Raw genomic sequence first — 23,932 nt, 5'->3', positions numbered from 1 at the left:
CTAAACCTTTGCCAGCCAGAAAATTCTCAATTCAGGTGGGCAGTTGCTCGCGACGATCAATACCAAGAGGTAGAGAATCATGCCTAATTCAAGAAACTCGAACTCGGGAAACTTTGCTAACGATCGAACGAAGGCGTCTGAAGCCGGTCGCAAAGGTGGGAAAACCACCACCACGACCGTCGATAAAGAGCCTGCGAAAACCGAAATGGGCCGCAAGCCCGCTCAAAAATCGAAGTAAGTGAAGGTTGTTTTGATTGAGAGGCGGGGGCGTAAGCTCCCGCTTGAATTTCGAATGAAGGAGGGCGCGACCATGAGCCGGATGGCCACCCGTATACGTAACGCTGTTTTTGCACCTGTGTCGGGCCTGCTGTTGAGCGTGTGTGCCACTGGCGTTTTTGCCCAGTCGCCCACCGATTTCATCAACGATGCCTCCGCCAAAGGCATGGCCGACATCGAGGCCAGCCGTCTGGCCCACAGCAAGGCCGAATCGAAAGAGGTCAAGGACTACACCATCGTCGTCATCAACGACCGCACCACGGCCAATCAGCACCTGGCGAAAATCGCCAAGAAGCTTGATCTGCCGGTGGCGCCCCGTGAAGAACTCGCAGACAAGGCCAAGGAATTGATGCCGCAGGTGACCGACGGCCCTTCTTTCGATCAGGCCTATGCCGCCAGCCAGGTCAAAGCCACTGAAGAGGCCATCGAGCAGATTCAGCAGGAGGCACAAAACACTGACGTGCCGGAAATCAAAGCCTTCGCGGATGAAACGTTACCCAAGCTGCAAAGCCATCTGCAAATGGCTCGCCAATTACAGGCCAGCCGTTGATCAAGATATAAAGATCGCAGCCTTCGGCAGCTCCTGCACTCTTCCTTCAGGAGCTGCCGAAGGCTGCGATCTTTTGCTTTTATCTGACCATCAGCACTCATTCAAATCCTGTTTCGACTTGCTCTTCTCGCCCAGCCCCTCAAGATTGAACACTTCCCCTTCGCCCAACGCACGGTAATGCCTGCGTAGCGCTTCCAGTTGCTTCAAATCCAGCGCCTCCAGCCCGAGCATCGCGTTCTGCGCCTCTTTGGTCACCAACAGCAACTCGTCGATCTTCAAATGCAGGATGTCGGTGTCGCGGTTTTGGGTGTTCTGGATCAGGAACACCATCAGAAAGGTGATGATGGTCGTCGAGGTATTGATGATCAGTTGCCAGGTGTCGTTGTAATGAAAAATCGGCCCACTCAAGCCCCACAGTCCAATCAGGATCAGCGCCCCCATAAACGTCTTGGGGCTACCGGCCCAAAGGGCGAGTTTCTGAGAGATTTTCGCGAATTTCATTGCCGTGTTCCTCATTGGGAATGCCTGAAATTCAGACAGTGACGGCGGGATGAAAATTCTACTTGCAGCCTTAGCTCTGAGATAAACGTTGTGAGTACGTCAGCGTTTCGCTGCGCATGGAGGCGAAACTTTCATTGTGCTGGTTTGTGTCTAGTATCAAGTGGCAATCAAACTGCCATTAGCGCACAACACGGATAGACAACAACGCAAGAGGCCACTCATGGAATTCTTCGAAAAGTTAGCCAGCCTAGCCGCCAAAGTCCGGTTGCAAAGCGCTGCCATCCAGACGGAAGAAGCAACGAAAAATGCTTTTGTAATGCCTTTTATCAGCACTGTTCTGGGCTACGACGTTTTTGACCCGACTGAGGTGACCCCCGAGTTTGTCTGTGACATTGGTACGAAGAAAGGCGAGAAAATTGATTACGCCATCATGAAGGAAGGAGAGGTACAGATTCTGATCGAGTGCAAAAAGATCGGTGAGCCTCTGCATATCAATCATGCCTCTCAGCTGTTTCGCTATTTTCACGTGACCAGTGCTCGCATCTCCATCCTTACCAATGGTCAGGTCTACAAGTTTTTTACGGACTTGGATGCGCCTAACAAAATGGATGAAAAGCCATTCCTGGAGTTGGACCTTCTAGATATTGATGAATACTCGGTGCCCGAGTTGGTCAAGTTGACGAAGTCGGCTTTTGACGTTGACTCAATCATCAACGCGGCTGGCGAACTGAAATATGTCAGCCAGATAAAGAAGGTGATCGCGGCGCAGGTCAGCAAGCCGGACGATGACTTCGTCAAGGTTTTCGCTTCTCGTGTGTACGACGGTGTGATTACGCAAAAGGTACGTGAACAGTTTCATGAGTTGACGAGGAAAGCCGTAGTGCAGTTTTTGAACGATCAGATAAACGATCGCCTAAAATCTGCAATGAGTGGTGCAATCCAGCCCGCGTTGGCGTCCTTGCCATCGGCTTCAACTGGAACTGACCCAGTTGATCCACGAGACGAATCAGACGATAAGGTGCTGACAACGCTGGAAGAGCTTGAGGGTTATCACATTGTCCGTGCCCTAGTCAGATCAGTGGTTGACGCCAAGCGAATTGTTCAACGTGATACTCAAAGTTATTTTGGCATCTTGCTGGATGACAACAATCGTAAGCCGATCTGTCGCTTACACTTCAATCGCTCTCAGAAATACATTGGTATCTTTGATGGAGAAAAGAACGAAACGCGACACCCGATTAGTTCGGTTGACGAAATTTATGAGTATTCAGAGCATTTGAAGAAGACGGTCGGCTTTTACGATTGATAGAGAGAACCGGCCCAGGAGGCCGGTTTTTTTATAGGTCATTTTGTGATTTCTATTTTCGTCGACCAATCGAAATACCCCACGGCCTCACACTGTTGATTGACCAGCATGAAGCTCAAGTGGCAGTGGGCAGTGCCGCTGTTTTTCGGTGTGCAGATCCAGAGGTGATCATCGGCGTTCTTGCTGCCCGGTTCAGCCGGGTTGTCCGGATTGGGGGCGGGCACCGTCAGGTTGGTGTGGACCTCCAGCCGCGGATCGGACAAGGCGTCGCCATCAGCGGTCAGGGCGTACATGACAATGCTGTGTTCAGCGATCAGGCTGACGGATCTTGCGCGCACATGCAGGTCACGATCAATGACCCACCTAATCGTAAATTTGCTGTCATTTGTGACTATTTCTTTCGAGTTATTATCCGTGACGAAAAAGATGAAACCGTCGGCAATGCTTGTCGGCGCAGTAGCGTCCAGACTGGGATTCGGATACCGGGAAAGCACGGATTCGGCATCGACGATCAGCAGCACATTTTGTGCGCTGGTGGCGCCGGAGGAGGGGGAAGGGATCGGTTCGCTGGTCATCATGGATTCCTTTCATGATGGTGGCTCAAGGCGACAGCCGCTTCGGTCAAGGCAACGCATCCTGTTCCGGCCGGGGCGGCGACGGATCGGTAAAGCCCCTCGTTGCCAAGGGGCTCGACGCATCATCAGTTGTGGATCGAGATGAACGGGTCCCACGAGCAGCAGCCGATGATCTGGCAGTTGCGGTCTACGATCAGGAAGTGGAAGTGATAGGTCACGCGACCGCAGTCCAGGGTCTCGGATGACCAGTAATGGTTATCGACTTTCTGGCAGCTCGGCACGGATGGATTGCTGGTGTTCGGCACCGCCACACAGGCGCTGGCCTTGCGTGGCGAGGGTGGGGAGATCAGGTCGGCGCCGGCGTTGCCAATGAATTTGTAGAAAATCACCGCCTGTTCGAAGCTCTGCGACAGACTGGTTTCACGCCAGCGGATCAGGTCGCCGACCTGCGCCTTGAGATCCAGTTCGCCACCGGCCTGACCGCTGACGACGTTGTCCTGATTGGTAACCATGTACACATGTTTCCAATCGATCAGCGTCGGATTTTTCGGGTCCTTGCTGATGTTTGGATACTTTTTCAGAATGGTTTCGGTGTCGATGGAAACCAGAATATCCGTCACTCGAGACATGGTAATGCTCCTTTTTCATAGTGAACGCCGGCCCGCAGTCCAGGCACGACGACGCTTGCTTGCCGTATGGCATTTGCGAGCACACTACTGGGGGGAACCCACCGGTCACGAGAGGTGAGCAGGCCGTGCTCCTTGCACGAAATCGTCTGATCGGGTTCCTTCCGATTGCCGCCACTTGACTATAGGTTTGTTTTTTTAGCTGTCAAAATCGCTTTTATACGACTCGACGGACGGTCGCAGCATTCATAACGACCAATCGGTCGGCGATAAGTCGGTGCGGTGATCTGACATCGTTTGCAATCAGTCGCTGTGGAACTGCCCGCTGCGCTGCCTGTATCGTGACGAACCGCTGCCATGCCCCCGACAGGAGAACGCAATGAGTTGGTCCGCCAGACAATACGTCGCTTTCGAAGATGAACGCACCCGCCCGGCCCGCGATCTGCTGGCGGCGATTCCCACGGCACAGGCACGAACGGTGGTCGATATCGGCTGCGGTCCCGGTAACTCGACAGAACTGCTGGTGCAGCGTTTTGCGCAAGCCACGGTCAGCGGCCTGGACAGTTCCTCCGACATGATCGAGGCCGCGCGCAAGCGCTTGCCGCAGTTGCAGTTCGACGTCGCGCACATCGATAAATGGGCCGATGTCGGCCCTTACGATGTGATCTTTGCCAACGCCGTGCTGCAGTGGCTGCCGGATCATGCGACATTGTTACCGGCACTCGCCGGCAAGTTGTCGGCCGGTGGCAGTCTGGCGATCCAGATGCCGGACAACCTCAACGAGCCGTCCCACCGCTTGATGCGTGAAGTCGCTGCGAATGGCCCGTGGGCGAGCAAGCTCAGCGGCGCAGCGGGGCAACGTACCGACATGGCGAGTGCGAGCGATTACTTCTCCATGCTGCGACCGCACTGTGCGCGGGTCGATGTGTGGCGCACGACCTATCACCATCAGCTGTCTGGCGGGGCGGCGGGGGTGGTGGAGTGGTTCAAGGGCAGCGGCTTGATTCCGTTTTTGAGTCCGCTGACCGAGGAGGAAAAGACGCAGTACCTGGAGCAGTATCTGGCGGAGGTTGAGCGGGCTTATCCGGCGTTGGCGGATGGCTCGGTGTTGTTGCCGTTTCCCAGGTTGTTTATCGTCGCGACCCGATAAAATCAATTGGGCCTGTTGTCCGGCTTGAAATTTTGTCTGCACTTTCGGACAGGCCCCTCACCCCAGCCCTCTCCCGAGGGAGAGGGAGCCGAGTGGTGTCGTTTCCAAAACCTGAGTTCGCCTCGATTTCGCACGTCGGCGTAGCTCGTACTGGCACCGCGGTCAGTCCCCTCTCCCTTTGGGAGAGGGTTAGGGTGAGGGGGCTTCTCAAGTTGTAAACCCGCTCAGCGCTGCACCGCCACCAGCATCATCATCGGCCGCTCCCGTTCTTCCGCCAGCGCCGGTTGCGCCGCCACCTCTGCATCGCTCGGGCCCCATTCATTGACATGGCGAATGGCGAACCCTGCATCGATCAACGAATTCAGCAGCGTTCCTACCGTCCTATGCTGCTTGATCACTCCCTCGGCCAACCAGTTTGTCACCCGTTCACCCTCCAGCTGATAGCTGTCCAGCGGCCAACGCTTGTTGCCTTCAGCATCAATCAACCAGCCCGGATTACGCGGTGCCATAAAGATTGGATGCTCAATGGAAAATACAAAATGCGAACCCGGTTTCAGTGCCGCGTATAGATGCGCAAACAGCCCCGGCAAATCCTTGATGTAATGCAGCGCCAGTGAGCTGTAAGCCAGATCGAAACTGCAGGCGGGCAAGTCGAGCTGTTCCAGATCGGCGCGCTCATAGCGAATGTTCGCCGCCGCCGTGGTCGCACGCGCGCGCTCCAGCATCTTCTCCGAAACATCCAGCGCCAACACACTGGCCGCGCCATGCTCGACCGCCCAACGGCTGAACCAGCCATAGCCGCAGCCCAGATCCACCACGTTCAAACCATGCATGGAAGGCAGCAATGCCTTGAGCGCCGGCCACTCCGGCGCCGCGTCGAGGCCGCCGATGGAGCGATTCATCTGGCTGTAGCCCTGAAAAAATTCGGGATCGTCGTAAATGTTTTGCGTCATGGTGAAGTGCTCTTTTGAGTTCGATCGTCAGCGGCAAAGTGGCCGCGATTGGAATCCCTCGAAAGTGATGGCGCGTATTCGTCGATGGCCGCGCAGGGGGAGGGTGGTGGGTGATGGGGAAATGCTAGTCGGTCGGGTGGGAGGTGAAAACCGGTGGAGTGTTGTGAATCTGTAATGTGAAGCGCCAACCTCAATTCCCGGACACAAAAAATCGGTTCTTTATGCGCGTTTTTGCTGTGCCTTCATTCCCCGTCAAAAAATCACGACGTGAGACCAATGTTTGAGTGAAGCGGGTAGAGGGATGATTTCTGGCATCCAATCCATTTACGAGTAATGCATTTTTGTCTGCCTTCGAACGGAGGGCAGGGCTACATCGAGATCAAACTAGCTAGGGGCATCAAGCGATGCCTCAGTGGCTACCGGCTTGAAACCAGAAGGGGTCGTTCATCAACGGCTGCTGTCGGCCAAAAGCGGAAGTTCGAAATTAGCTATTACCAATATTCATCGCCTTACTTTGTGTCTCTCACGAATATCGGTGCGCACCATTGTCCTCCAATATTGGCAATTGCCAGCGGTGGGAAATTTCCTACAGCTGAGAGGGAAGACGCCTACGGGAATGCTCTCTCCAAAAGACCAGGATTGTCTCGTCGCCCAGCTAGATGGCTTGTAAATCACGACGCATTCCGCGCCGGACAACCGTCCAGACTTACGCGACGGGTTCGTATCTTACTTTTGGAGTTGTCCCATGAATCGCAAAGCTCTCGCTATCGCTGTGCTGGTTGCCGCCTCTGGCGCTCAGTTCGCCAACGCCGCTGACGGCACCATCAATTTCAATGGCGAGCTGGTCAACCAGACCTGCACCATCTCCGTTGACGGCGTGGTTTCACCGGCTGTCGCAACCGTGACCCTGCCAACCATCTCCACGGGCCTTTTGACTACCGCTGGGCAGGTTGAAGGCCAGACCGGTTTCAACATTCAGTTGAGCAGCTGCGTCGGTACCGCGACTACTGCGGCGGCGTTCTTCAACGCCGGTTCGACCGTTGATCCGGTCAGCGGCAACCTGAACAACATGACCGGCACCGCAAACAACGTGCAACTGCAACTGGTTGACCAGCAGGGCGGCGCAGTGATTCAGGCGGGTAACACCAACCAGATCACCAAAACCACCCGCAACACCATCGATGGCACTGGCGCGGCCAACATGCCGTACGCCGTGCAATACATCGCCACTGGCGCAACCACGCCGGGCACCGTGGTCAGCTCCGTGACCTACAACGTCGACTACCAGTAAGCCGATAGCCCTCTGACGTGCCCTGAACCAGGGGGAAGGGCGCATCAGAGTGCGGCAAAAGAGGTGCGTCATGCGTTACGCAAGTCTGTTTCGAGTCAGTGCAGTGTTGCTGCTGTGCATGCTGATGCATGCGCAAGCCAAGGCCGGTGTGGTGATCACCGGGACGCGTCTGGTGTATCCGGCGAGTCAGAAAGAAGTCACCGTCAAATTGAACAACAACGGCGCGCGTCCCGTGCTGGTGCAATCGTGGGTCGACAGCGGTGATATCCAGTCGAGTCCTACCAGCTCCAAGTCGCCGTTTGTGCTGTCGCCGCCGGTGTCGCGTATCGACCCGAGCAAGGGCCAAAGCCTGCGCCTGATGTTCACCGGCGCAGCGTTACCGACCAACAAGGAGTCGGTGTTCTGGCTCAACGTGCTGGAGATCCCGCCGAAGGCCGAAGGCCCGACGGATCTGAACATGCTGCAAATGGCTTTCCGTTCACGGATCAAGATTTTTTATCGCCCCGACGGTCTGCCAGGTAATCCCAACGAGGCGATGCAGCAGGTGCAATGGAAAGTCGTACCGGCGGACAAGGGTTTTGCCTTGCAGGCATTCAATCCGAGCGCGTTCCACCTGTCCCAGGTCGAACTGGCCCTGACAGTTGGCGCACAACGTTTCGAGAGTGAAAACGGCATGGTCGGCCCGGGTGAAACCAAGACATTTGCCTTGCCCACACTCAAGTCGATGCCCGGTGCTACGGCGCAGGTCGAGTTCAACGCCATCAATGACTACGGCGCTCTGGTGCCATTAAAGCAACCACTCAAGCCCTGACTTCCCGCGAACGTTTTTAGCGCACCGCACGAGTAACCTATGAAGACTCTTCCACGCCTGGGCGCGTGCCCGCAGGCTCGACCTCGCTTTGCCCTGAATCGGCTGACCGCTCTGGTTCTCCAGACGCTGGCCGGCGTATCAGGTGCGTTCGCCACCCAGGCATGGGCCGAAGACGTACAGTTCAACGACGCGTTTCTGCCTGAGGATTCGCGCAGCCTCGATCTGGCTGCTTATCAGCAGGGCAACCCGGTGTTGCCCGGCGAGTATCGTGCCGACATCGCGGTCAACGGTAAACTGATGATGCGTCAGGACATCCGCATCAATGCCGAAGCCGATGGCAGCCACCCGACGGTGTGCTTCAGCCGTGGCTTGTTGGAATTGATCGGCGTGGATTTTCGTCGCCTGTCCGCTGAAGCCATGGCGAGCGTTGAAAGCGGCGCCTCATGCCTGGATATCGTGCAGTTGATCGAAGGCGCGAGTGCGACGTTTTCACCCTCCAATCAGCAACTCGACATCAGCATTGCACAGGTTGCCTTGCGCCGCGATGCGCGTGGTTATGTCAGCCCGGAATTATGGGATCGCGGCGTGACCTCCGGGACTTTGAGCTACAACTTCAACGCCACCCACAACAAGACCGACAGCGGCAATTACGACTCGGCCTATTTGGGGCTGAATGCCGGGTTGAACATCGGTGACTGGCGGCTGCGCCACAATGGTTCAGCGAGTTGGGACAAGTCCAACGGTCAGAGTTATCAGGTGCTCAACACCTACGCCCAGCGCGATGTCACCTCGCTCAAGAGTCAGTTGACGGTGGGCGAAGCCAACACCAGTGGCGAGATTTTCGATACTTTGGCCTATCGCGGTGTGCAACTGGGCACCGACGATCGCATGCTGCCAGAATCGCAGCGCGGCTATGCGCCGGTAATCCGTGGCATCGCCCGCACCAGTGCGCGAGTCGCTGTGCGGCAGGCCGGCAATCTGCTGTATGAAACCACGGTGGCGCCGGGCGCCTTCGTGATCGATGACCTGTACTCGACCGGTTATGGCGGCGACCTCGAGGTGACCGTCTACGAAGCCGACGGTAGCGAGCAATCGTTCATCGTGCCATTTGCCTCGACTGCGCAATTGCTGCGTCCGGGGACCTCGCGTTTCAGCGTGACTGCCGGGGAAACCCGCAATAACTATATCGACAGCCAGGCGAAGCTTTTTCAGGGCACCTATCAGCGTGGTTTGAGCAATATTTTCACCGGTTACGGTGGATCGCAACTGAGCGACGACTACCGTGCGGCACTCGGTGGCGTGGCGTTCAGCACGCCGGTCGGGGCGATGGCGGTGGACGTCACTCATGCGCAGACCGACCTCAAGAGCGGCACCGCCAGTGGCCAGAGTGCGCGTTTGAGCTACAGCAAAAACATCCTCAGCACAGGCAGTAACTTCGCCGTGGCAGCCACCCGTTTTTCCACGGAAAACTATCTGGATTTCAGCAACGCCGTGCAGTTGATCGATGCCGAGCGCAATGGCCTCGACACCAGCCTTTACGGCCGCCCGCGCAGTCGTCTGTCGCTGACCGCCAACCAAAGCATGGGCGACTGGGGCCAGGTGGCCTTCAACGGTTTTACCCAAAACTACTGGAACCTGCCAGGTCGTGATGTGCAGTACCAGTTCAGTTACAACAAGCAGCACGGTTCAGTCAGTTATGGCGTCAGCGCCAACCGGGCGCGCATGGGCATGGGCGAAATGGACACCAGCTTGCTGTTTACCGTGAGCATGCCGCTGGAGTTCGGCTCCTCGGTCAACCGCCCGCAACTGTCGGCGCGGGTCATGCGTGACACCCGTGGTGCTTACAGCGAGCAAGCGACGCTCAGCGGCACCGCCGGTGAAGACCGTCAGTACAACTATGGCGTGACGGCCGGCCATGACGGCGCAACTCGCACCAACAGCACCTCGGTCAATGGTCAGTACATCGGCCCCAAAGCCATCGTCGGCGCCACCGTCAGCCGTGGTGAGGGCTACGACAGCCTGTCGCTGAACGCCAGCGGCAGCGTGGTCGCGCACCCGAACGGCGTGACGCTGACCCCGTATCGCGGCGAAACCATGGCGGTCATCACTGCTGAAGGCGCCGAGGGCGCGAAAGTGGTGGGCTTTCCGGGCCTGCGTCTCGATAAACGTGGCAACGCGGTGGTGCCGTACTTGCGTCCTTATGAGCTGAACGAAGTGGCGATCGATCCGTTGGGCACCGACATGAACGTCGAATTTAGCGAAACCAGTCAGCAAGTCGCGCCGCGTGCCGGCGCTGTGGTGGCGCTCAAATACGGTACGCAAAACGGTCAAGCGCTGTTGCTCAACGTCACGTTGGCCGACGGCAGCAGCCTGCCGTTCGGCGCCAGCGTGGTCGATGACCGTGGCGTGTCGGTCGGGGTGGTCGGGCAGGGCGGTCAGCTCTACGCTCGGGTCAAGGACAACGCGCGCCGACTGTTAATCAGTTGGGGCACTCAGGCCGGTCAGCAATGCGCATTGCCATTGCCGTCAGTGAAAAGCGCAGGCAAGCAACTGCAGCAAGTGGATGCAGTGTGCTCGGTCGCTCAAACAGATAATCGCGTTGCTTCTGTGAACAGCGCCCAAGAGTATAAGTAATGAAGACAAAGCGTTTGATCAAGTCCGGTTTGGCGGTGGCGGTACTTTCATTGATGGCGAGTGTGGCAATGGCTCAGTGTGACTACACCGACGGCACCACCAACATGATCCGCACGCAGCCTTTGTTAGGTGGCAATCTGACCGTTGGACGGGATGTTCCGCTGGGCGCGGAAATCTATCGTCAGACGTTCAATGCGACAACGGTCGTGCGCATCCTCTGTAATGCAGGTATTTACAATATAGAAACCCGGCGCTGGCTTCCGACCACACCGCTGCCATTGTCCAATTGGGCTGGTACACCTTGGGGCGGGCATGTGTACCAAACCGGTGTTCCGGGTATTGGGGTTGCATTGTGGTTCAGCGGTACTCCTTTTCCTTCATCGCTCAACTCCACGAACTGCGGTAACGGGACGGCCAATTGCATCGTGTCGATTCAAGCCCCGCTGTCATTCGACCTGTCGTTGATCAAGATCGGTGACGTCTTGCCGGGCACCATTCAGGGCGCGTCGTTACCGACAATGGCTCAGTCGCGGGTCAGCAGCAATAGCGTTGAAGTTCAGCGCGTCAACTTCTCCGGGAGCATTAACATCGTCTCGCGCACCTGTTCGACACCCGACGTGTCGGTGCCGATGGGCACGTACAGGCTCAACGAATTTTCCGGCAAGAACTCGTTCACGCCGTGGAAGGATTTCTCGATTGCCCTGAACAACTGCCCAGCGTTCCACGGCTATTACCAAGGCACCGGTCCGCGCTGGTTAAGCGACGGCAGCAGCAACAATCTCGACTCGCGCAAGAATAACGTGCTGCAGGTTCGCCTGGATCCGACCCGTGCGGCAATCACACCCAGCCTCGGTATCATGGGCCTTAACCCCAGCGCCCCCGGGGAAGATCCGGCGGCTACCGGCGTCGGCCTGCAAGTGGCCGATAGTCATGGCACGCCATTACCGCTGGCCACTTTGCGCACCAGCGGCATAACTCCGCGTGCCGTCGAGGGTGCCAGTTACACTATTCCGTTGAAGGCCCGATACATCCAGACCGAGGACAGAATCACCGCCGGTCCGGCCAATGCAACAGCTACCTTTACCATCAATTACTACTAACAAGCCTTATTTGCATATGGAAATGTTTAAGCCATAAATTTCTACTGAAATATACCCGTCCCGCTTTACGCTGTTCTCTTAAGGGCGCTAATCCTCCGCGCAGCTATTTTGGGGGCACTGATGGCCGAACGCTGCCGTTCGCGAATGGTAACCAGTGGAATACGATAATCGGCAGATGAGAGATGGGGTTTTCGATGGAATGAAATAGCCCGGCAATCGGTCGGGCGTTTTTGAAATTCAATATCGTACTCAGGCCTGCTTTTCGCGCGCCGCCAACATCACTTCATTCTGTTTCTTGGTAGCTTCGGTCAGCACTTCACTGTAAACGCGCTTCTTTTCTTCCGATTTCGCATTTCGAATGAAGTCTGCGAATGGACTCCTGGACTCCTTTGTGGATCCGAATTTCATGGGGTTGCTTCGTCATTGATCCCAAGCATGGTCATCAGGTCGTGTCTTGCTTCTCGGGGATAGGGTGGTCAAAGCCCCTGGGTGCGGATCATTGCCTTGAGCAGACTGCACTTGTTGTCATTAGAGAAACCGAAGCGGAGAGGGGGGACTGGCGAATCTGCAATCTACGGTGTGTTGCTGAATGGTTCTGCGCTGTCGAAGCGGCCAACCTCAAATCCCAGCCACAAAAAAACCGGCCCTGTAGGCCGGTTTTTTCTATTCCTGCATCCCTCGTCGAAAAACACAACGTGAGACCAAAATTCGAGTGGAGCGGGTAGAGGGAATCGAACCCTCGTCGGAAGCTTGGGAAGCTACTGTTCTACCATTAAACTATACCCGCTCAGAGCGGCTGACTTTGTACCAGACTCGGCCACGGATTTGAAGTTTTTCTTTTACTCATGAACGCTTTAAATCGCTGAAAACGGTCAATCGCGGGCGAGCACTGCGGTGCGCAAAGCAAAATCCCAACCCTGCAGCCTCGCTCGCGACGACGCTTTTTCAAATGGCCAGTGCATGTTGATCCTGAACAAACGAGTAACGCGTTCGGCTGGCCTGCTGCGCCGGTTTCAGAAAGCCGAGCAAGGCGTTCTGGCTATCGCGGCAGGCGGCCTTGTGTTCCATGTCGAGGAAGTGCCCGGTGGCTTGCAGCGTAGTGAAGGTGCTGTGTGCCACGTGGTTGCCGAACAGGCGAGCGTCTTCAGCGGCGGTGTATTCGTCCCATTCGCCGTTTAGAAACAGCACCGGCACGTTGATCTTTTTCGCTGCATTCAGATAGCACTGCCGATCGCTGTGCAGCACGTCGCTGATGTGGAAGTGCATCTGTCCGTATTCGTGTTCCGCCAGGCTGCTGACGTGGCGATAGTTGAAGCGTTTGAACAGTGACGGCAGGTGTTTGCCGATGGTGTTGTTGACCAGGTGCCCGACGCGATCGCCGTCGCGCTGCCCGAGGTAATCGACGCCGCGCTCAAGGTAATCGAGCATGTGTGCGTTGATCACCGGCGAGAACGAGCTGATCACCGCTCGTTCGATGCGCCGTGGCTGTTGCGCGAGGGCAACCAGCGTAGCTGCGCCGCCCCAGGAAAAAGAGAGCACGTGTTCGGCGGCGAAGTGGTCGATCAGCTCGAGCAGGATCTGCCCTTCGACTTCCTTCGTCAGATGTTTCTCGTGTCGGTTGTGGGCTTTTGACCGGCCCGCGTAGGGCTGGTCGTAGCAAACCACGTTGAATTGCGGGTGCAGGTTTTTCACAGTCTGTGCAAACGACGCAGTCGTGGCCATCGAGCCGTTGACCAGGATGATGGTCTTTTCTGCGGCGTCTGCGCGATAGAACTCCGTGTAAACCCGATACTGACCCTGTATATCCAGCACAGCGATTTCTGGCCTCATGTCATAAGACTCCTGGCAAGCAAGCGGGTATGCGCGCAAATAGAGATTGCACGAGCTTTGTGACAGGTAGGCATACGCCTGGAATTTGCTTGGCCCATGTCGATCCATGACTGCGGTCGACGGGTATTGTTATTGGCGGGCAGTCTGCCGGCTGAGGCGGAGCCTTGAAGGCTCTCTACCGGCAAAAAGTTTCTTGGATGTATGTTGTGACTCATCGGTCACAATCTGGCCGACGTCCTGATTCAAGCAGGGGGATGGGGATCGCGCAAGTGCCATTGGTAAATTGTTCGACAACTTCTGCTGAGCGGTCGCGGGCTTAGAACAAATGGATCTCTTCGGTGCGCAAAGCACGGTACTCGCCCGGTTTTAGCGCGTTATCGAGCAGTAGCTGGCCCATGGATTCGCGGTGCAGGCGCAGGACTTTGTTGTTGAAGAACCCAAACATGCGCTTCACCTGATGGTAACGACCCTCGACGATGCTTAACCGTGCCGAGCGTGGGCCGAGCCGTTCCAGATGCGCCGGTTGTGTGGTCAGGTCCTCGAAGGCGAAGTAGATGCCCTCGGCGAAGGTGATCGCGTATTCCGGCCCGATCGCCTCTTCGGTTTCGACGTAATAGACCTTCGGCAGCTTGGTCTGTGGCTGGGTCAGACGGCGCGACCAGGCGCCGTCGTTGGTGATCAGCATCAGACCGGTGGTGTTGAAGTCCAGACGCCCGGCGATGTGCAGATCGTCCTTGTCGGGTTCGTCGATCAGGTCGAGCACGGTCGGGTGCTGCGGGTCGCGGGTGGCGCTGACGCAGCCCGGTGGTTTGTGCAGCATGAAGTAGCGCGCCGGTTTACCGACCTGCAACACCTCGTCGTCGACTTCGACTCGGCTGAAGTCGAGTACTTCGCTGTGGGGATCGCTGACGACTTTTCCGTCAATCCGCACACGCTTTTCCACCAGCAACAGACGAACCTGCTGACGGTTGTAGCGGGGCAGGTTGCTGAGGAAACGATCGACACGCATGTTCAGAATTCGCAGGGTGAAAGGCCGCGCATCTTACGGGATCGACGGACGGGTCGCTTGCAGTTGCGCCTCGACCTGCGCGCAACGCGGGCACAGGCAGGATTGGTTGCGCAGTTCTGGCGGCAGCGCTTGGAGCACGGCCGGGTCGATAGTCACGCCATAGCACCAGCATTCGCGGTCGGCGGTGCGCGGGTCGGCGAGGCTGCAGTCGTTGCGGGCGCCGCAAGCCGGGCAATGGTCGGGTTTAACGTCAGATTCAGGCATAAGTCGAGTGAGGCATTTCCACGCAGATTCGGTTGCGGCCGGTTTGTTTGGCCCGGTACATCGCATGATCGGCCCGCGACAGCAGGCTGTGCAAGGTGTCATCGCGTTGCAGGGTGGTGACACCGATGCTCACCGTCAGGTTGAGGCTGTGGCCGTTGTAGGCATATTCGTGCTGTTCCACATGTTGGCGGATCTTCTCGGCAATTTTCTGAGCGGTGTCGCCGTCGGTGTCCTTCAGCAAAACGATAAATTCCTCACCACCCCAGCGGCAGACAATGTCGGCGTGGCGTAGGCAGCTTTGCAGATCGCGGGCAAAACCGATCAACACCTGATCGCCGGCCATGTGTCCGTAGGTGTCGTTCAACACTTTGAAGTGATCGAGGTCGAGCAACAACGCGGTCAGTGGTTTGGTCTCGCGTTGCGCTTCGTGCAGGGCCTGTGCGGCGAGAATGTCGAAGCCTCGGCGGTTGGGCAGTTCGGTGAGGCTGTCGAGGGTGGCCTGAGCGTGGATTTTGCGCTGGAAACGTTTGATCACACGGTTGAGCAACGCCAGGACAATCAGCGTCACCAGCAGGCAGATCAGCAGATTCAAGTACAGCGACTGACGGATTTCACTCAGTGCGCCGTCCTCGCGTTTATCGACGAACAGGTACCAGTTCAACTCCGGAATAAACCGCACGTTGAGAAAATGCCCCTGACCATGGGTGGCATATTCGTAGCTGCCGCTGTGCGGTTTGGGCAATTGACTGACCAGGCCTTTCAGGCTTTCGAGTTCACCGAGACGCTGGCCGATGTGCGCACCTTCCGGGCCGCCGTCGGCACCGGTCAACACCAGCCGGCCGAAGGTATCGACGAAATACACGCTGCGTTGATAGCGCTGTTGATACTTGTCGATCAGCTTGATCACCGCGTCCACAGTCAGGCCGACGCCCGCCGCGCCGATGAAGCGGTTGTGGTAGTCGTAGACCTTGTAGTTGATGAAGAACGTCAGGTTGTCCTTGTTGGCCAGATCCGGGTCGACGTTGATTTCGTACGGGTCTTTCATGTCGCGCACGCGGAAGTACCAGGTGTCGCGCGGCTCATCGACCTTGACCTGCTTGAGCACGCCTTTGGCGTGGTAATAGGTGTGGGTGCTGTCGGACACGAAAAACGCCGTGTAGGCGCCGTAATGGGTCATGACCTCGTCGAGGTAGCGGGTCATCTGCTCGGGGTTCTGTTCACCGTTGACCACCCAGTCGCGCATGAAAGTATCGCGGGACATCATCGAAGAAATCAGGATCGGCCGGACCAGGTCTTTCTGGATTTCCGAGTAGACCGTGTCGGAGGTCAGCGGCAGTTCGGTGTTGACGATGCTGTCGCGGATCGATGCGCGGGAGGCGTAGTAGCTCAGCAATGACGTGGCGAGGAACCCGGCGCCGAGGAGGGCGATCAGCGTCAGGACCAGCGAGCGTTGCGAGTACAGGGGAGAACGAAGCGGCATGGCGGTTCCGTTGGCAGTGGCCCGATGGCATGCATTCTAGTGGGATGGCCGGGAAAAGACTGCGGGATTTATGCCTGAAATGGCAGGGGATATGGCGCAGAGGGTGTGCCAGGAGGATCGCTCCCCTCACCCCAACCCTCTCCCGGAGGGAGAGGGGGCTAAATTGTGATGATTTCAAAAGTTGTGTTCGGCTCGGTATCACCGAATGGCAACCACCTCGGTCAGTCCCCCCTCTCTCCGGGAGGGCGAGGAGGCTAAATTGTGGTGATTTCAAAAGTTGTGTTCGGCTCGGCATCACCGCATGGCAAACACCTCGGTCAGTACCCTCGCCCTCCTGAGAGGGGGCTAAATTGTGCTGAGTTCAAAACTTGAGTTCGACGGAGTATCACTGAATGACAACCCTCTTACAGACACCTCGGTCAGTCCCCTCTCCCTCCGGGAGAGGGCTAGGGTGAGGGTTGGTTTTTGGATCAGCTCCGAGTTTCAAGATACGCCCGCCACCCGCCCAAATGGCTGATGTCCAGCGCACCTTCCAGACCATACGGCTCGCAGATAAATCCGCTCTCCCAACGCCCATCCGCCAACTGCACCTTGCCCAGTCCAAGCGGCGCGGGAATCCCGGTCAGGAACGAGCCCAATTCGCTGCTCGGCAACTCCCACACTTCCACCGCAATCGCCACGCCGCCATGCTTGACTCGTACCATCCCCGGACGCAGTGGTGGGCCGCCGGCCAATGCGTACAGTTGATAGTCCGGCGAGCTCAATGTCGTTTCCAGCAAGCGCCCACCCCGCTGGGTCAGTTGCCAGTTCAACGCCAACCCCTGCAGATGCGCGCCACACACCACGATGCGTGCGCGATCATGGCGAGCTGCGTTCACCGGTGTCGGCAGGTCGCAATCCAACTGACGCTGCAGCGCATCGGCCACGCTCAGCAGGTATTGATCGGTAAACACCCGGCCAAACAACGTCACGCCCCACGGCAAACCGTTGGCCATGAATCCGCTCGGCACGGCGACGGCGGCGTAGTCGAGCAGGTTCATGAAGTTGGTGTAGTAACCCAGTTCGGAGTTGCGCAGCACCGGTTCTGCGTCCAGTTCGGCCAGTGTCACCGGGCGGCCGATGGTCGGGGTCAGTACGCAGTCGAGCCCTTCGAGTGCCTGGTCGCACAGGGCTTTCAGGGCTTGCAGCTGATACTGCGCGCGGAAGGTCTGCACGCCGGTCACCGCTGGCGCCTTGGCCAGCACGGCGCGGATCACCGGCAACACCGCTGCGGGATTCTGCTCCATCAGTTCACCGGCGACGCTGTAGCGCTCGGCGACCCACGGCCCTTCGTAGAGCAAGCGTGCGGCTTCGAGGAATGGCGACAGGTCCAGTTCAACCGCTTCGCCACCCAGCGCCTTGAGCCGGTCGATGGCATCGCCAAACAGCAGCGGACCTTCGACGCAGCCGAAAAACTCAAGGTCTTGCGCGCGCGGCACACCGAAACGAAACGCCCGTGGCGCACCAAACGCCGAGCCGTCATTCCACGATGGATTGCGGCGGCTGTACTCATCACGCGGATCAAGTTTGGCGGTCAGCGCCAGCAATTGACTGGCCTCACGCGCAGTGGCGGTGAACGTGGTCACGCAATCCAGCGTGCGGCAAGCCGGCAGCACGCCGGCCGTGGAGATCAGCCCTTTGCTCGCCTTCAACCCGACCAGATTGTTCAGCGCCGCCGGCACCCGACCGGAGCCTGCGGTGTCGGTGCCCAGGGCAAAACTCGCCACGCCCAATGCCACCGCCAGCGACGAACCGGCGCTGGAGCCGCCGGACGGATACTCCGCCAACACGCTGTTGGGGCATGCGCCATAAGGCGAGCGACTGCCATTAAGGCCGGTGGCGAACTGATCGAGATTGGTCTTGCCCAGCGGAATCGCCCCCAGCGCCAGCAATTGCTCGACGATGGTCGCCGAGCGCTCGGGCACGTAAGAAAAGTCCGGGCATGCGGCGGTGGTGGGAATGCCGGCCAGATCAATGTTGTCCTTGATCGCGAAGGGCACGCCGTACAGCGGCAGACTGTCGAGGTCACGACCGTCGAGGGCGGCGAGGTACGGCTCCAGTTCTTCGGCGCTGAGCAGATGAATGAACAGGTGATAATCCGGGTTCAGCGCGGCGGCTTTTTCCCGCAGCTTCGGCAGCAGCTGACGCGGTGTGGTGGCGCCGGAGCGATAGGCCTGGCGCAGAACATCGAGTTGCAGATTCATGAGTTGATCCTTATCCAATTGGCTTCAGTCGAGTTCGAGTACCACGAGCCGTTGCCCGGCGCGCACCGCCGAACCGGGCTGCACGCGAATCTCGCGCACCACCCCGGCCATCGGCGCGAGTACCGGGATTTCCATCTTCATCGACTCGAGAATCACCAGCACATCACCTGCCGCAACGCGGCTGCCGGCCTCGACCTGCACCTGCCAGAGGTTGCCGGCAATGTGGCTGTCAACGCTGTGTTCACCGTCGACCAACGGCGAATCCTCGCTGCACGGCGCCAGGGCTTCTTCGCTGTCGAAATGTGCCTGGCCACTGGTGATCCAGCGTTCGCGCTCGGCATTGAAGGCGCCCTGTTGCTGAGCCCGAAACGCGCTGATGCGCTCGGCTTCACGGTTGAGAAACGCCTGATAATCGGCAAGGTTGAGCTGGCTGTGTTCGATGTTGAGTTCGAAGCGCCCGAGCGGAAAATCCCGGCGGATACGCAGCAGCTCGTCGGCGCTGACCGGGTAGAACCGGATCTGGTCGAAGAAGCGCAGCAGCCACGGTTTGCCATCGAACGCGGCGACTTCGCGATAGCGATTCCACATCTGCAACGTGCGCCCGACAAACTGATAACCGCCGGGGCCCTCCATGCCGTACACGCACAGGTAGGCGCCGCCGATGCCCACCGAATTCTCCGCAGTCCAGGTGCGTGCCGGGTTGTATTTGGTGGTCACCAGACGATGGCGCGGGTCCAGCGGGGTCGCCACCGGGGCGCCGAGGTAAACGTCGCCAAGGCCCATCACCAGATAGCTCGCGTCGAACACTGTGCGCTGCACTTCGTCGAGGTTCGGCAGGTCGTTGATGCGGCGGATGAACTCCAGATTGCTCGGGCACCACGGCGCGTCCTTGCGCACGGTGGTCATGTATTTTTCGATGGCCAGCTGGCAGGCCGGATCGTCCCAGGACAGCGGCAAATGCACGATGCGCGACGGCACTTGCAGATCGTTGGCCGCACACACCGCGTCCCATTCGCCGGCGATGATGCCGAGCAGATCGGCCAGTGGCAGTTGCTCGGGCTGGTAGTGGATTTGCAGCGAGCGAATGCCGGGCGTGAGGTCGATCACGCCGTGCAGGGTTTTGCTTTCCAGCGCTTGCATGAGCGCGTGGGCGCGGAAGCGCAGGACGAGATTGAGTTCAGGCTCGCCGATTTCCAGCAATAGGTGAGTATCCCCGGAGACCCGCGCAACAAGCCGCCGATCCCCCTGACCCAACGCCAACACCACAGGCGATACCAGACCCTGTGGGAGCGAGCTTGCTCGCGAATGCGCTGGGTCAATCAATACTGATGTTTCTGAAACACCGCTTTCGCGAGCAAGCTCGCTCCCACAGGGGGCAGCCCATTTCAGGGCGAGCTCGCGGGCGTTTGAGAGAGAGACAGGGATGAACTGGATTTTATCGCCCGCCTTGAGCTGCCCCAGTTGCCAAAGGTCCGCCTCGATCACCGTCACCGGGCAGACAAACCCGCCAAGGCTCGGGCCGTCCGGGCCGAGGATCACCGGCATGTCACCGGTAAAGTCCACTGCACCGATTGCATACGGATTGTCGTGAATGTTCGATGGATGCAACCCGGCTTCACCGCCATCGGCGCGCACCCACTCCGGCTTCGGCCCGATCAGACGCACACCGGTGCGGCTGGAATTGAAATGCACTTCCCACAAGGTGGTGAAGAACGTGCCGATGTAATTTTCGGTGAAGTATTCCGGCGCGCCGTGCGGGCCGTAAATCACCCGAATCTGCCGCACCGCCGGCAACGCGGTGATGTGGTGCTCGTCCAGTTGTTGCCCTGCGCTGCGATCGGTCAACGCAGGCAGGTGCAACACGTCACCGGCACGCAATGCTCGACCACCATGGCCACCAAACTGGCCAAGGGTGAAGGTGCTTTTGCTGCCCAGATAATCCGGCACCTGCAAGCCACCGCGCAGGCACAGATAACTGCGTGCCCCGGCGCCGCTGATGCTGCCCAGATGCAGTGTCGCGCCCGCGGGGATCAGCAGGGCGGTATTCATTGGCGCGCTTTCCCCCTCAAGCGTCAGGCCAATCGGCGCACCGGTCACCGCGATCACCGCTTCACAGTTGAAGCGCAGCAGCGGCCCGCTCATGGTTATTTCCAGTGCAGCCGCGCCTTCAGCGTTGCCGAGCAGGCGATTGCCCAGGCGCAGGGCGCGACTGTCCATCGGCCCCGACGGCGGCACACCGACGGCCCAGTAACCGAGGCGACCGGGGTAGTCCTGCACGCTGGTTTGCGTGCCGGCGCCGAGCACTTCGAAAGTGTTGGCGCGGTAGACCAGATGCTCCAGGCAACGGGTCCACGGCTCACCGCTGGCAAACGGCGTGTCGAGCAGAATCTGCCGCAGGTAATCGCGGTTGGTTTCCACGCCATACAACAGACTGTCGCCCAATGCTTGATGCAGCTCGGCACGCGCCTGTTCACGGGTCGGCGCCCAGGTGATGACTTTGGCAAGCATCGGATCGAAGTAGGGCGGGATCTCGCAGCCGGCTTCGACCCAGGTATCAATGCGCAGTTGGATGCCGTTGGCCGGCGGGAATGCCACTGCCGTCAGCAAGCCCGGACTCGGCTGGAAATCGCGCCCCGGATCTTCCGCATACAGCCGCGCCTGAATCGCATGGCCTTCGGGTTTCAGCGCGCCATACAACGTGCTCAGCGGCGGCAGATCACCGGCCGCCAGTTCGATCATCCAGCGTACCAGGTCGACGCCCCAGACCTGTTCGGTGACGCCATGCTCCACCTGCAGCCGTGTGTTCACTTCGAGAAAATAGAAGCGCTGCGCCTCGCTGTCGAAGACGAATTCCACGGTGCCGGCGCTGCGGTAGTTCACCGCTTGCGCCAGTTTGATCGCCGCCGCACAAAGCGCTTCGGCCATGCCGTCCGGCAGGTTCGGTGCCGGGGTTTCTTCAAGGACTTTCTGGTTGCGCCGTTGCACCGAGCAGTCGCGTACGCCGAGGGCGATGACCTCACCGCGACCGTCGCCGAACACCTGTACCTCCAAGTGCCGGGCGCGCTGGATGTACTTCTCGATGAACACTCCGGCGTCGCTGAAGTTGTTCTGGCCGAGGCGTTTCACCGCTTCGAACGACTCGCTCAGTTCGCTGGCATTGCGACACACACGCATGCCGATGCCGCCACCGCCGGCGGTGCTTTTCAGCATCACCGGATAGCCCACCTGTTCGCCGGCGATCAGCGCGGCGTCGAGGCTGTCGAGCAGCTCGGTGCCTTCGAGCATCGGCACACCATGCTGTTTTGCCAGCGCGCGCGCGGTGTGCTTGAGACCGAACACCCGCAGTTGTTCGGCTGTAGGGCCGATGAACGCGATGCCGTGCGCTTCGCAGGCCTCGGCGAAGGCGGCGTTCTCGGACAGGAAACCGTAACCGGGATGAATGGCAGTCGCGCCGCTGGCCGTGGCAATGGCGAGGATTTTGTCGACCGCCAGATAAGTGCCGGCGGCGGCCCCTTCACCGAGGCTGTGGGCTTCAGCGGCGTGCAGGATATGCAGGCTGGCGGCATCGGCTTCGGAATACACGGCGACGCCTTGCACTTGCAAGTCACGCAGCGTGCGCAGGATGCGGCAGGCGATGGCGCCCCGGTTGGCGATGAGGATTTTTTCGAACATGGCATAACCCCTGAAGGGGAAGCGGGCCGTCCCGCCGTTTTTCGACAGACATCCGGGCCGTCCCGGATGAAAAAACACCGACTTCAAATCACTACAGATCCCTGTGGGAGCGAGCTTGCTCGCGAATGCGATGTGTCAGTCAGCATTGATGTTTCTGATGCGACGCCTTCGCGAGCAAGCTCGCTCCCACATTTTGATCAGGGGTGTCTGGGGGATTTCAGGCACTGCCCGGAACGCGCCTGGCACAGTGCGAAAAACCAACGGCGCAATCGGCTCATGGTCAGTTCCATACCAGCAGCTGCGCAGGTGTCGGGTTGTAGGCGTTGCACGGGTTGTTCAATTGCGGGCAGTTGGAAATCAGCACGATCACATCCATCTCCGCACGCAAATCGACGTACTTGCCCGGTGCCGAAATCCCGTCCTCGAAGGTCAGCCCGCCATCCGCCGTCACCGGCACATTCATGAAGAAATTGATGTTCGGCCCGATGTCACCTTTGCCTAGCCGCCCGTCGTGGACGCAGGCGCGCAGGTAGTTGTCGCGGCAGCTGTGCATGTAGCGTTTTTCCAGGGCGTAGCGCACGGTGTTGCTCTCTTGTGCGCAGGCGCCGCCGAGGGTGTCGTGGCGCCCGCAGGTGTCGGCGACGATGGTCAGCATCGTGTGGCCGAGATTGGAATACAGCACGCTGCCGGTGCTCAGGTAGACGCTGTTTTGCCGACGCAAGGTGCGTTGCACGTCGTAGCGCTCCTTGGGATTGGCGAGGCTGTAGAACAAGGTGTCGATGGCCTGATTGCCTTCCAGGTCGAGGATGCGCAGGGTCTGGCCGGCCTTGACCTCCATCAGCCAGGGTTCACCGGCCGGGATCGTGGCGCGGTACACCGCTGTGTCGGGTTGTTTTTGCGAAGTGGCGATAGCAACGGACATGGCAGCGATCCTCAGGCGAACAAACGGTCGGTGTTGATAAAGCCGCGCTCGTTTTCCGGGCGCGAAGTGCGGCAGTGTTCGGCGACGCTGGCGTCGGCGTTCATCCAGCTCAGCTTCAAGGGTTTTGGCGCGTATTCCAGTGCCGGATCCATCGGGTGTTGCAGGGCGGTGAGGACCACCAGCGTGTCCATCGGCGCGTACAACTCGATGTAGTCGCCGGCCCTGGAGTTGCCCTCGACGAAGTGGAAGCGTCCGGCGTCATCGACGTTCACGCGGCTGAACAGGTTGAGGGTCATCAGCAGGTCGGACAGGCCCAGCCCCCACTTGCCCAGTTCCACCAGCAGGTTGTCGGTGCCGTTGCGGAAGAAGCCGTTGCGCAGTTCCTGGTAACGGCCCTGGCCGTATTTCTCCGCCACTTCCGCGGCGCAGAGCACGCCGCCGAGGCTGTCGCTCCAGCCGCAGGTGTCGGCGGTGATCGCGGCCAGTACGCGGCCCATGTCCGAATACAGGCAATGGCCGGCGGTGAGCTTGGCGGTGTGTTGGCATTTGAGACTGTCGGGGAGGTTCAGCCGTTCGGTTTTTTCGTTGGCGTTGAGCAGGGTCAGGCTGACGTTGGCGCCGCCGCGCAGATCAGTCAGGCGCAGCAATTGGCCGCGCTTCAATACGAAGGAACGGTGGCCGCCGCCGGGGAGCATTTCTTCGGCAAACGGTGGGAACAGTTGAGTCGAATCGGTCATCG

21 protein-coding genes and 1 tRNA gene are annotated in these 23,932 nt (G+C 58.8%); 8 read left to right on the top strand and 14 right to left on the bottom strand.

Translation table 11 applies throughout. The features are described from left to right. Positions 1-79 precede the first annotated feature (79 nt). On the top strand, positions 80-238 hold the full coding sequence (locus K5Y35_RS00815; RefSeq protein WP_003222499.1) for a KGG domain-containing protein: 159 nt from the start codon (positions 80-82) through the stop codon (positions 236-238). A 72-nt stretch (positions 239-310) separates the two neighbouring features. Then, positions 311-826 (top strand): DUF4142 domain-containing protein, encoded by a 516-nt coding sequence (locus tag K5Y35_RS00810; protein WP_128614009.1) that lies wholly within the window; start codon positions 311-313, stop codon positions 824-826. 90 nt (positions 827-916) lie between these two features. Here the strand turns inward: K5Y35_RS00810 and K5Y35_RS00805 are convergent, their stop codons facing one another. Beyond that, positions 917-1,327, bottom strand: coding sequence for a low affinity iron permease family protein (locus K5Y35_RS00805; RefSeq protein ID WP_123465408.1), 411 nt, complete (start codon positions 1,325-1,327; stop codon positions 917-919). Between the two features lie 220 nt (positions 1,328-1,547). On the opposite strand from K5Y35_RS00805, the gene K5Y35_RS00800 reads away from it, so the two are divergent. Beyond that, a complete protein-coding gene (locus K5Y35_RS00800; RefSeq protein WP_222833496.1) occupies positions 1,548-2,633 on the top strand; it encodes a type I restriction endonuclease in 1,086 nt (361 codons plus the stop codon). 38 nt (positions 2,634-2,671) lie between these two features. On the opposite strand, the gene K5Y35_RS00795 is transcribed toward K5Y35_RS00800, so the two are convergent. Together K5Y35_RS00795 and K5Y35_RS00790 are read right to left on the bottom strand one after the other, a co-directional pair. Next, positions 2,672-3,208 (bottom strand): AidA/PixA family protein, encoded by a 537-nt coding sequence (locus K5Y35_RS00795; protein ID WP_222833495.1) that lies wholly within the window; start codon positions 3,206-3,208, stop codon positions 2,672-2,674. Between the two features lie 125 nt (positions 3,209-3,333). Then, on the bottom strand, positions 3,334-3,837 hold the full coding sequence (locus tag K5Y35_RS00790) for an inclusion body family protein (protein WP_123465412.1): 504 nt from the start codon (positions 3,835-3,837) through the stop codon (positions 3,334-3,336). A 376-nt stretch (positions 3,838-4,213) separates the two neighbouring features. On the opposite strand from K5Y35_RS00790, the gene tam reads away from it, so the two are divergent. Next, complete coding sequence (tam, locus tag K5Y35_RS00785) at positions 4,214-4,984, top strand: trans-aconitate 2-methyltransferase (protein ID WP_123465414.1); 771 nt, start codon at positions 4,214-4,216, stop codon at positions 4,982-4,984. 224 nt (positions 4,985-5,208) lie between these two features. Here tam and K5Y35_RS00780 read toward each other — a convergent pair whose 3' ends face one another. Further along, positions 5,209-5,937 (bottom strand): class I SAM-dependent methyltransferase, encoded by a 729-nt coding sequence (locus K5Y35_RS00780; protein ID WP_123465416.1) that lies wholly within the window; start codon positions 5,935-5,937, stop codon positions 5,209-5,211. A gap of 745 nt (positions 5,938-6,682) precedes the next feature. Here K5Y35_RS00780 and K5Y35_RS00775 point away from each other — a divergent pair. The 4 genes from K5Y35_RS00775 to K5Y35_RS00760 all read left to right on the top strand — a co-directional run bounded on the left by K5Y35_RS00775 (position 6,683) and on the right by K5Y35_RS00760 (position 11,773). Further along, entirely contained in the window at positions 6,683-7,228 is a 546-nt protein-coding gene (locus K5Y35_RS00775) for a fimbrial protein (protein ID WP_064587339.1), read from the top strand. A 70-nt stretch (positions 7,229-7,298) separates the two neighbouring features. Then, positions 7,299-8,039, top strand: coding sequence for a molecular chaperone (locus tag K5Y35_RS00770; protein ID WP_222833494.1), 741 nt, complete (start codon positions 7,299-7,301; stop codon positions 8,037-8,039). 39 nt (positions 8,040-8,078) lie between these two features. Further along, positions 8,079-10,673: a fimbria/pilus outer membrane usher protein gene (locus tag K5Y35_RS00765; protein WP_222833493.1), complete on the top strand. Its 2,595-nt coding sequence runs from the start codon at positions 8,079-8,081 to the stop codon at positions 10,671-10,673. Beyond that, positions 10,673-11,773, top strand: coding sequence for a fimbrial protein (locus K5Y35_RS00760; RefSeq protein ID WP_123465421.1), 1,101 nt, complete (start codon positions 10,673-10,675; stop codon positions 11,771-11,773). The genes K5Y35_RS00765 and K5Y35_RS00760 overlap by 1 nt, the downstream gene beginning before the upstream one ends. A 249-nt stretch (positions 11,774-12,022) precedes the next feature. Here the strand turns inward: K5Y35_RS00760 and K5Y35_RS00755 are convergent, their stop codons facing one another. The 10 genes from K5Y35_RS00755 to K5Y35_RS00710 all read right to left on the bottom strand — a co-directional run bounded on the left by K5Y35_RS00755 (position 12,023) and on the right by K5Y35_RS00710 (position 23,930). Next, positions 12,023-12,181 carry a hypothetical protein gene (locus tag K5Y35_RS00755; RefSeq protein ID WP_222833492.1) on the bottom strand — a complete coding sequence of 53 codons (159 nt, stop codon included), beginning with the start codon at positions 12,179-12,181 and terminating at the stop codon, positions 12,023-12,025. A gap of 305 nt (positions 12,182-12,486) precedes the next feature. Continuing rightward, positions 12,487-12,560: transfer RNA gene (locus K5Y35_RS00750), tRNA-Gly, on the bottom strand. A 158-nt stretch (positions 12,561-12,718) separates the two neighbouring features. Beyond that, a complete protein-coding gene (locus K5Y35_RS00745; protein ID WP_123465423.1) occupies positions 12,719-13,603 on the bottom strand; it encodes an alpha/beta fold hydrolase in 885 nt (294 codons plus the stop codon). Between the two features lie 316 nt (positions 13,604-13,919). Next, entirely contained in the window at positions 13,920-14,612 is a 693-nt protein-coding gene (locus K5Y35_RS00740) for a pseudouridine synthase (protein WP_222833491.1), read from the bottom strand. Positions 14,613-14,645: 33 nt separating this feature from the next. Next, entirely contained in the window at positions 14,646-14,876 is a 231-nt protein-coding gene (locus K5Y35_RS00735; RefSeq protein WP_123465427.1) for a cysteine-rich CWC family protein, read from the bottom strand. Next, positions 14,869-16,356, bottom strand: coding sequence for a sensor domain-containing diguanylate cyclase (locus K5Y35_RS00730; RefSeq protein WP_123465429.1), 1,488 nt, complete (start codon positions 16,354-16,356; stop codon positions 14,869-14,871). The genes K5Y35_RS00735 and K5Y35_RS00730 overlap by 8 nt, the downstream gene beginning before the upstream one ends. 470 nt (positions 16,357-16,826) lie before the next feature. Further along, positions 16,827-18,599 (bottom strand): allophanate hydrolase, encoded by a 1,773-nt coding sequence (gene atzF / locus K5Y35_RS00725; RefSeq protein ID WP_222833490.1) that lies wholly within the window; start codon positions 18,597-18,599, stop codon positions 16,827-16,829. Between the two features lie 24 nt (positions 18,600-18,623). After that, entirely contained in the window at positions 18,624-22,271 is a 3,648-nt protein-coding gene (gene uca / locus K5Y35_RS00720; RefSeq protein ID WP_222833489.1) for an urea carboxylase, read from the bottom strand. Between the two features lie 280 nt (positions 22,272-22,551). After that, entirely contained in the window at positions 22,552-23,193 is a 642-nt protein-coding gene (locus K5Y35_RS00715; protein WP_222833488.1) for an urea amidolyase associated protein UAAP2, read from the bottom strand. Positions 23,194-23,204: 11 nt separating this feature from the next. Continuing rightward, positions 23,205-23,930: an urea amidolyase associated protein UAAP1 gene (locus K5Y35_RS00710; RefSeq protein WP_222834425.1), complete on the bottom strand. Its 726-nt coding sequence runs from the start codon at positions 23,928-23,930 to the stop codon at positions 23,205-23,207. Between the last annotated feature and the right edge of the window lie 2 nt (positions 23,931-23,932).

The organism is Pseudomonas sp. SC3(2021), from assembly GCF_019856535.1.
Classification (GTDB): Bacteria; Pseudomonadota; Gammaproteobacteria; order Pseudomonadales; family Pseudomonadaceae; genus Aquipseudomonas; species Aquipseudomonas monsensis.
Note: the sequence above shows the minus strand (reverse complement) of the source record. Positions and strands in the feature narration are given on the sequence as shown.

Excerpts from the sequence above, each read along its gene's own strand:
- K5Y35_RS00745 (WP_123465423.1), bottom strand. The coding sequence starts at position 13,603 with ATGAGGCCAGAAATCGCTGTGCTGGATATACAGGGTCAGTATCGGGTT.
- K5Y35_RS00805 (WP_123465408.1), bottom strand. The coding sequence starts at position 1,327 with ATGAAATTCGCGAAAATCTCTCAGAAACTCGCCCTTTGGGCCGGTAGC.
- K5Y35_RS00790 (WP_123465412.1), bottom strand. The coding sequence starts at position 3,837 with ATGTCTCGAGTGACGGATATTCTGGTTTCCATCGACACCGAAACCATT.
- K5Y35_RS00800 (WP_222833496.1), top strand. The coding sequence starts at position 1,548 with ATGGAATTCTTCGAAAAGTTAGCCAGCCTAGCCGCCAAAGTCCGGTTG.
- K5Y35_RS00755 (WP_222833492.1), bottom strand. The coding sequence starts at position 12,181 with ATGAAATTCGGATCCACAAAGGAGTCCAGGAGTCCATTCGCAGACTTC.
- K5Y35_RS00770 (WP_222833494.1), top strand. The coding sequence starts at position 7,299 with ATGCGTTACGCAAGTCTGTTTCGAGTCAGTGCAGTGTTGCTGCTGTGC.
- atzF (WP_222833490.1), bottom strand. The coding sequence starts at position 18,599 with ATGAATCTGCAACTCGATGTTCTGCGCCAGGCCTATCGCTCCGGCGCC.
- uca (WP_222833489.1), bottom strand. The coding sequence starts at position 22,271 with ATGTTCGAAAAAATCCTCATCGCCAACCGGGGCGCCATCGCCTGCCGC.
- K5Y35_RS00760 (WP_123465421.1), top strand. The coding sequence starts at position 10,673 with ATGAAGACAAAGCGTTTGATCAAGTCCGGTTTGGCGGTGGCGGTACTT.
- K5Y35_RS00710 (WP_222834425.1), bottom strand. The coding sequence starts at position 23,930 with ATGACCGATTCGACTCAACTGTTCCCACCGTTTGCCGAAGAAATGCTC.
- K5Y35_RS00815 (WP_003222499.1), top strand. The coding sequence starts at position 80 with ATGCCTAATTCAAGAAACTCGAACTCGGGAAACTTTGCTAACGATCGA.
- K5Y35_RS00730 (WP_123465429.1), bottom strand. The coding sequence starts at position 16,356 with ATGCCGCTTCGTTCTCCCCTGTACTCGCAACGCTCGCTGGTCCTGACG.
- K5Y35_RS00795 (WP_222833495.1), bottom strand. The coding sequence starts at position 3,208 with ATGACCAGCGAACCGATCCCTTCCCCCTCCTCCGGCGCCACCAGCGCA.
- K5Y35_RS00735 (WP_123465427.1), bottom strand. The coding sequence starts at position 14,876 with ATGCCTGAATCTGACGTTAAACCCGACCATTGCCCGGCTTGCGGCGCC.
- K5Y35_RS00775 (WP_064587339.1), top strand. The coding sequence starts at position 6,683 with ATGAATCGCAAAGCTCTCGCTATCGCTGTGCTGGTTGCCGCCTCTGGC.
- K5Y35_RS00715 (WP_222833488.1), bottom strand. The coding sequence starts at position 23,193 with ATGTCCGTTGCTATCGCCACTTCGCAAAAACAACCCGACACAGCGGTG.
- K5Y35_RS00780 (WP_123465416.1), bottom strand. The coding sequence starts at position 5,937 with ATGACGCAAAACATTTACGACGATCCCGAATTTTTTCAGGGCTACAGC.
- K5Y35_RS00810 (WP_128614009.1), top strand. The coding sequence starts at position 311 with ATGAGCCGGATGGCCACCCGTATACGTAACGCTGTTTTTGCACCTGTG.
- K5Y35_RS00740 (WP_222833491.1), bottom strand. The coding sequence starts at position 14,612 with ATGCGTGTCGATCGTTTCCTCAGCAACCTGCCCCGCTACAACCGTCAG.
- tam (WP_123465414.1), top strand. The coding sequence starts at position 4,214 with ATGAGTTGGTCCGCCAGACAATACGTCGCTTTCGAAGATGAACGCACC.
- K5Y35_RS00765 (WP_222833493.1), top strand. The coding sequence starts at position 8,079 with ATGAAGACTCTTCCACGCCTGGGCGCGTGCCCGCAGGCTCGACCTCGC.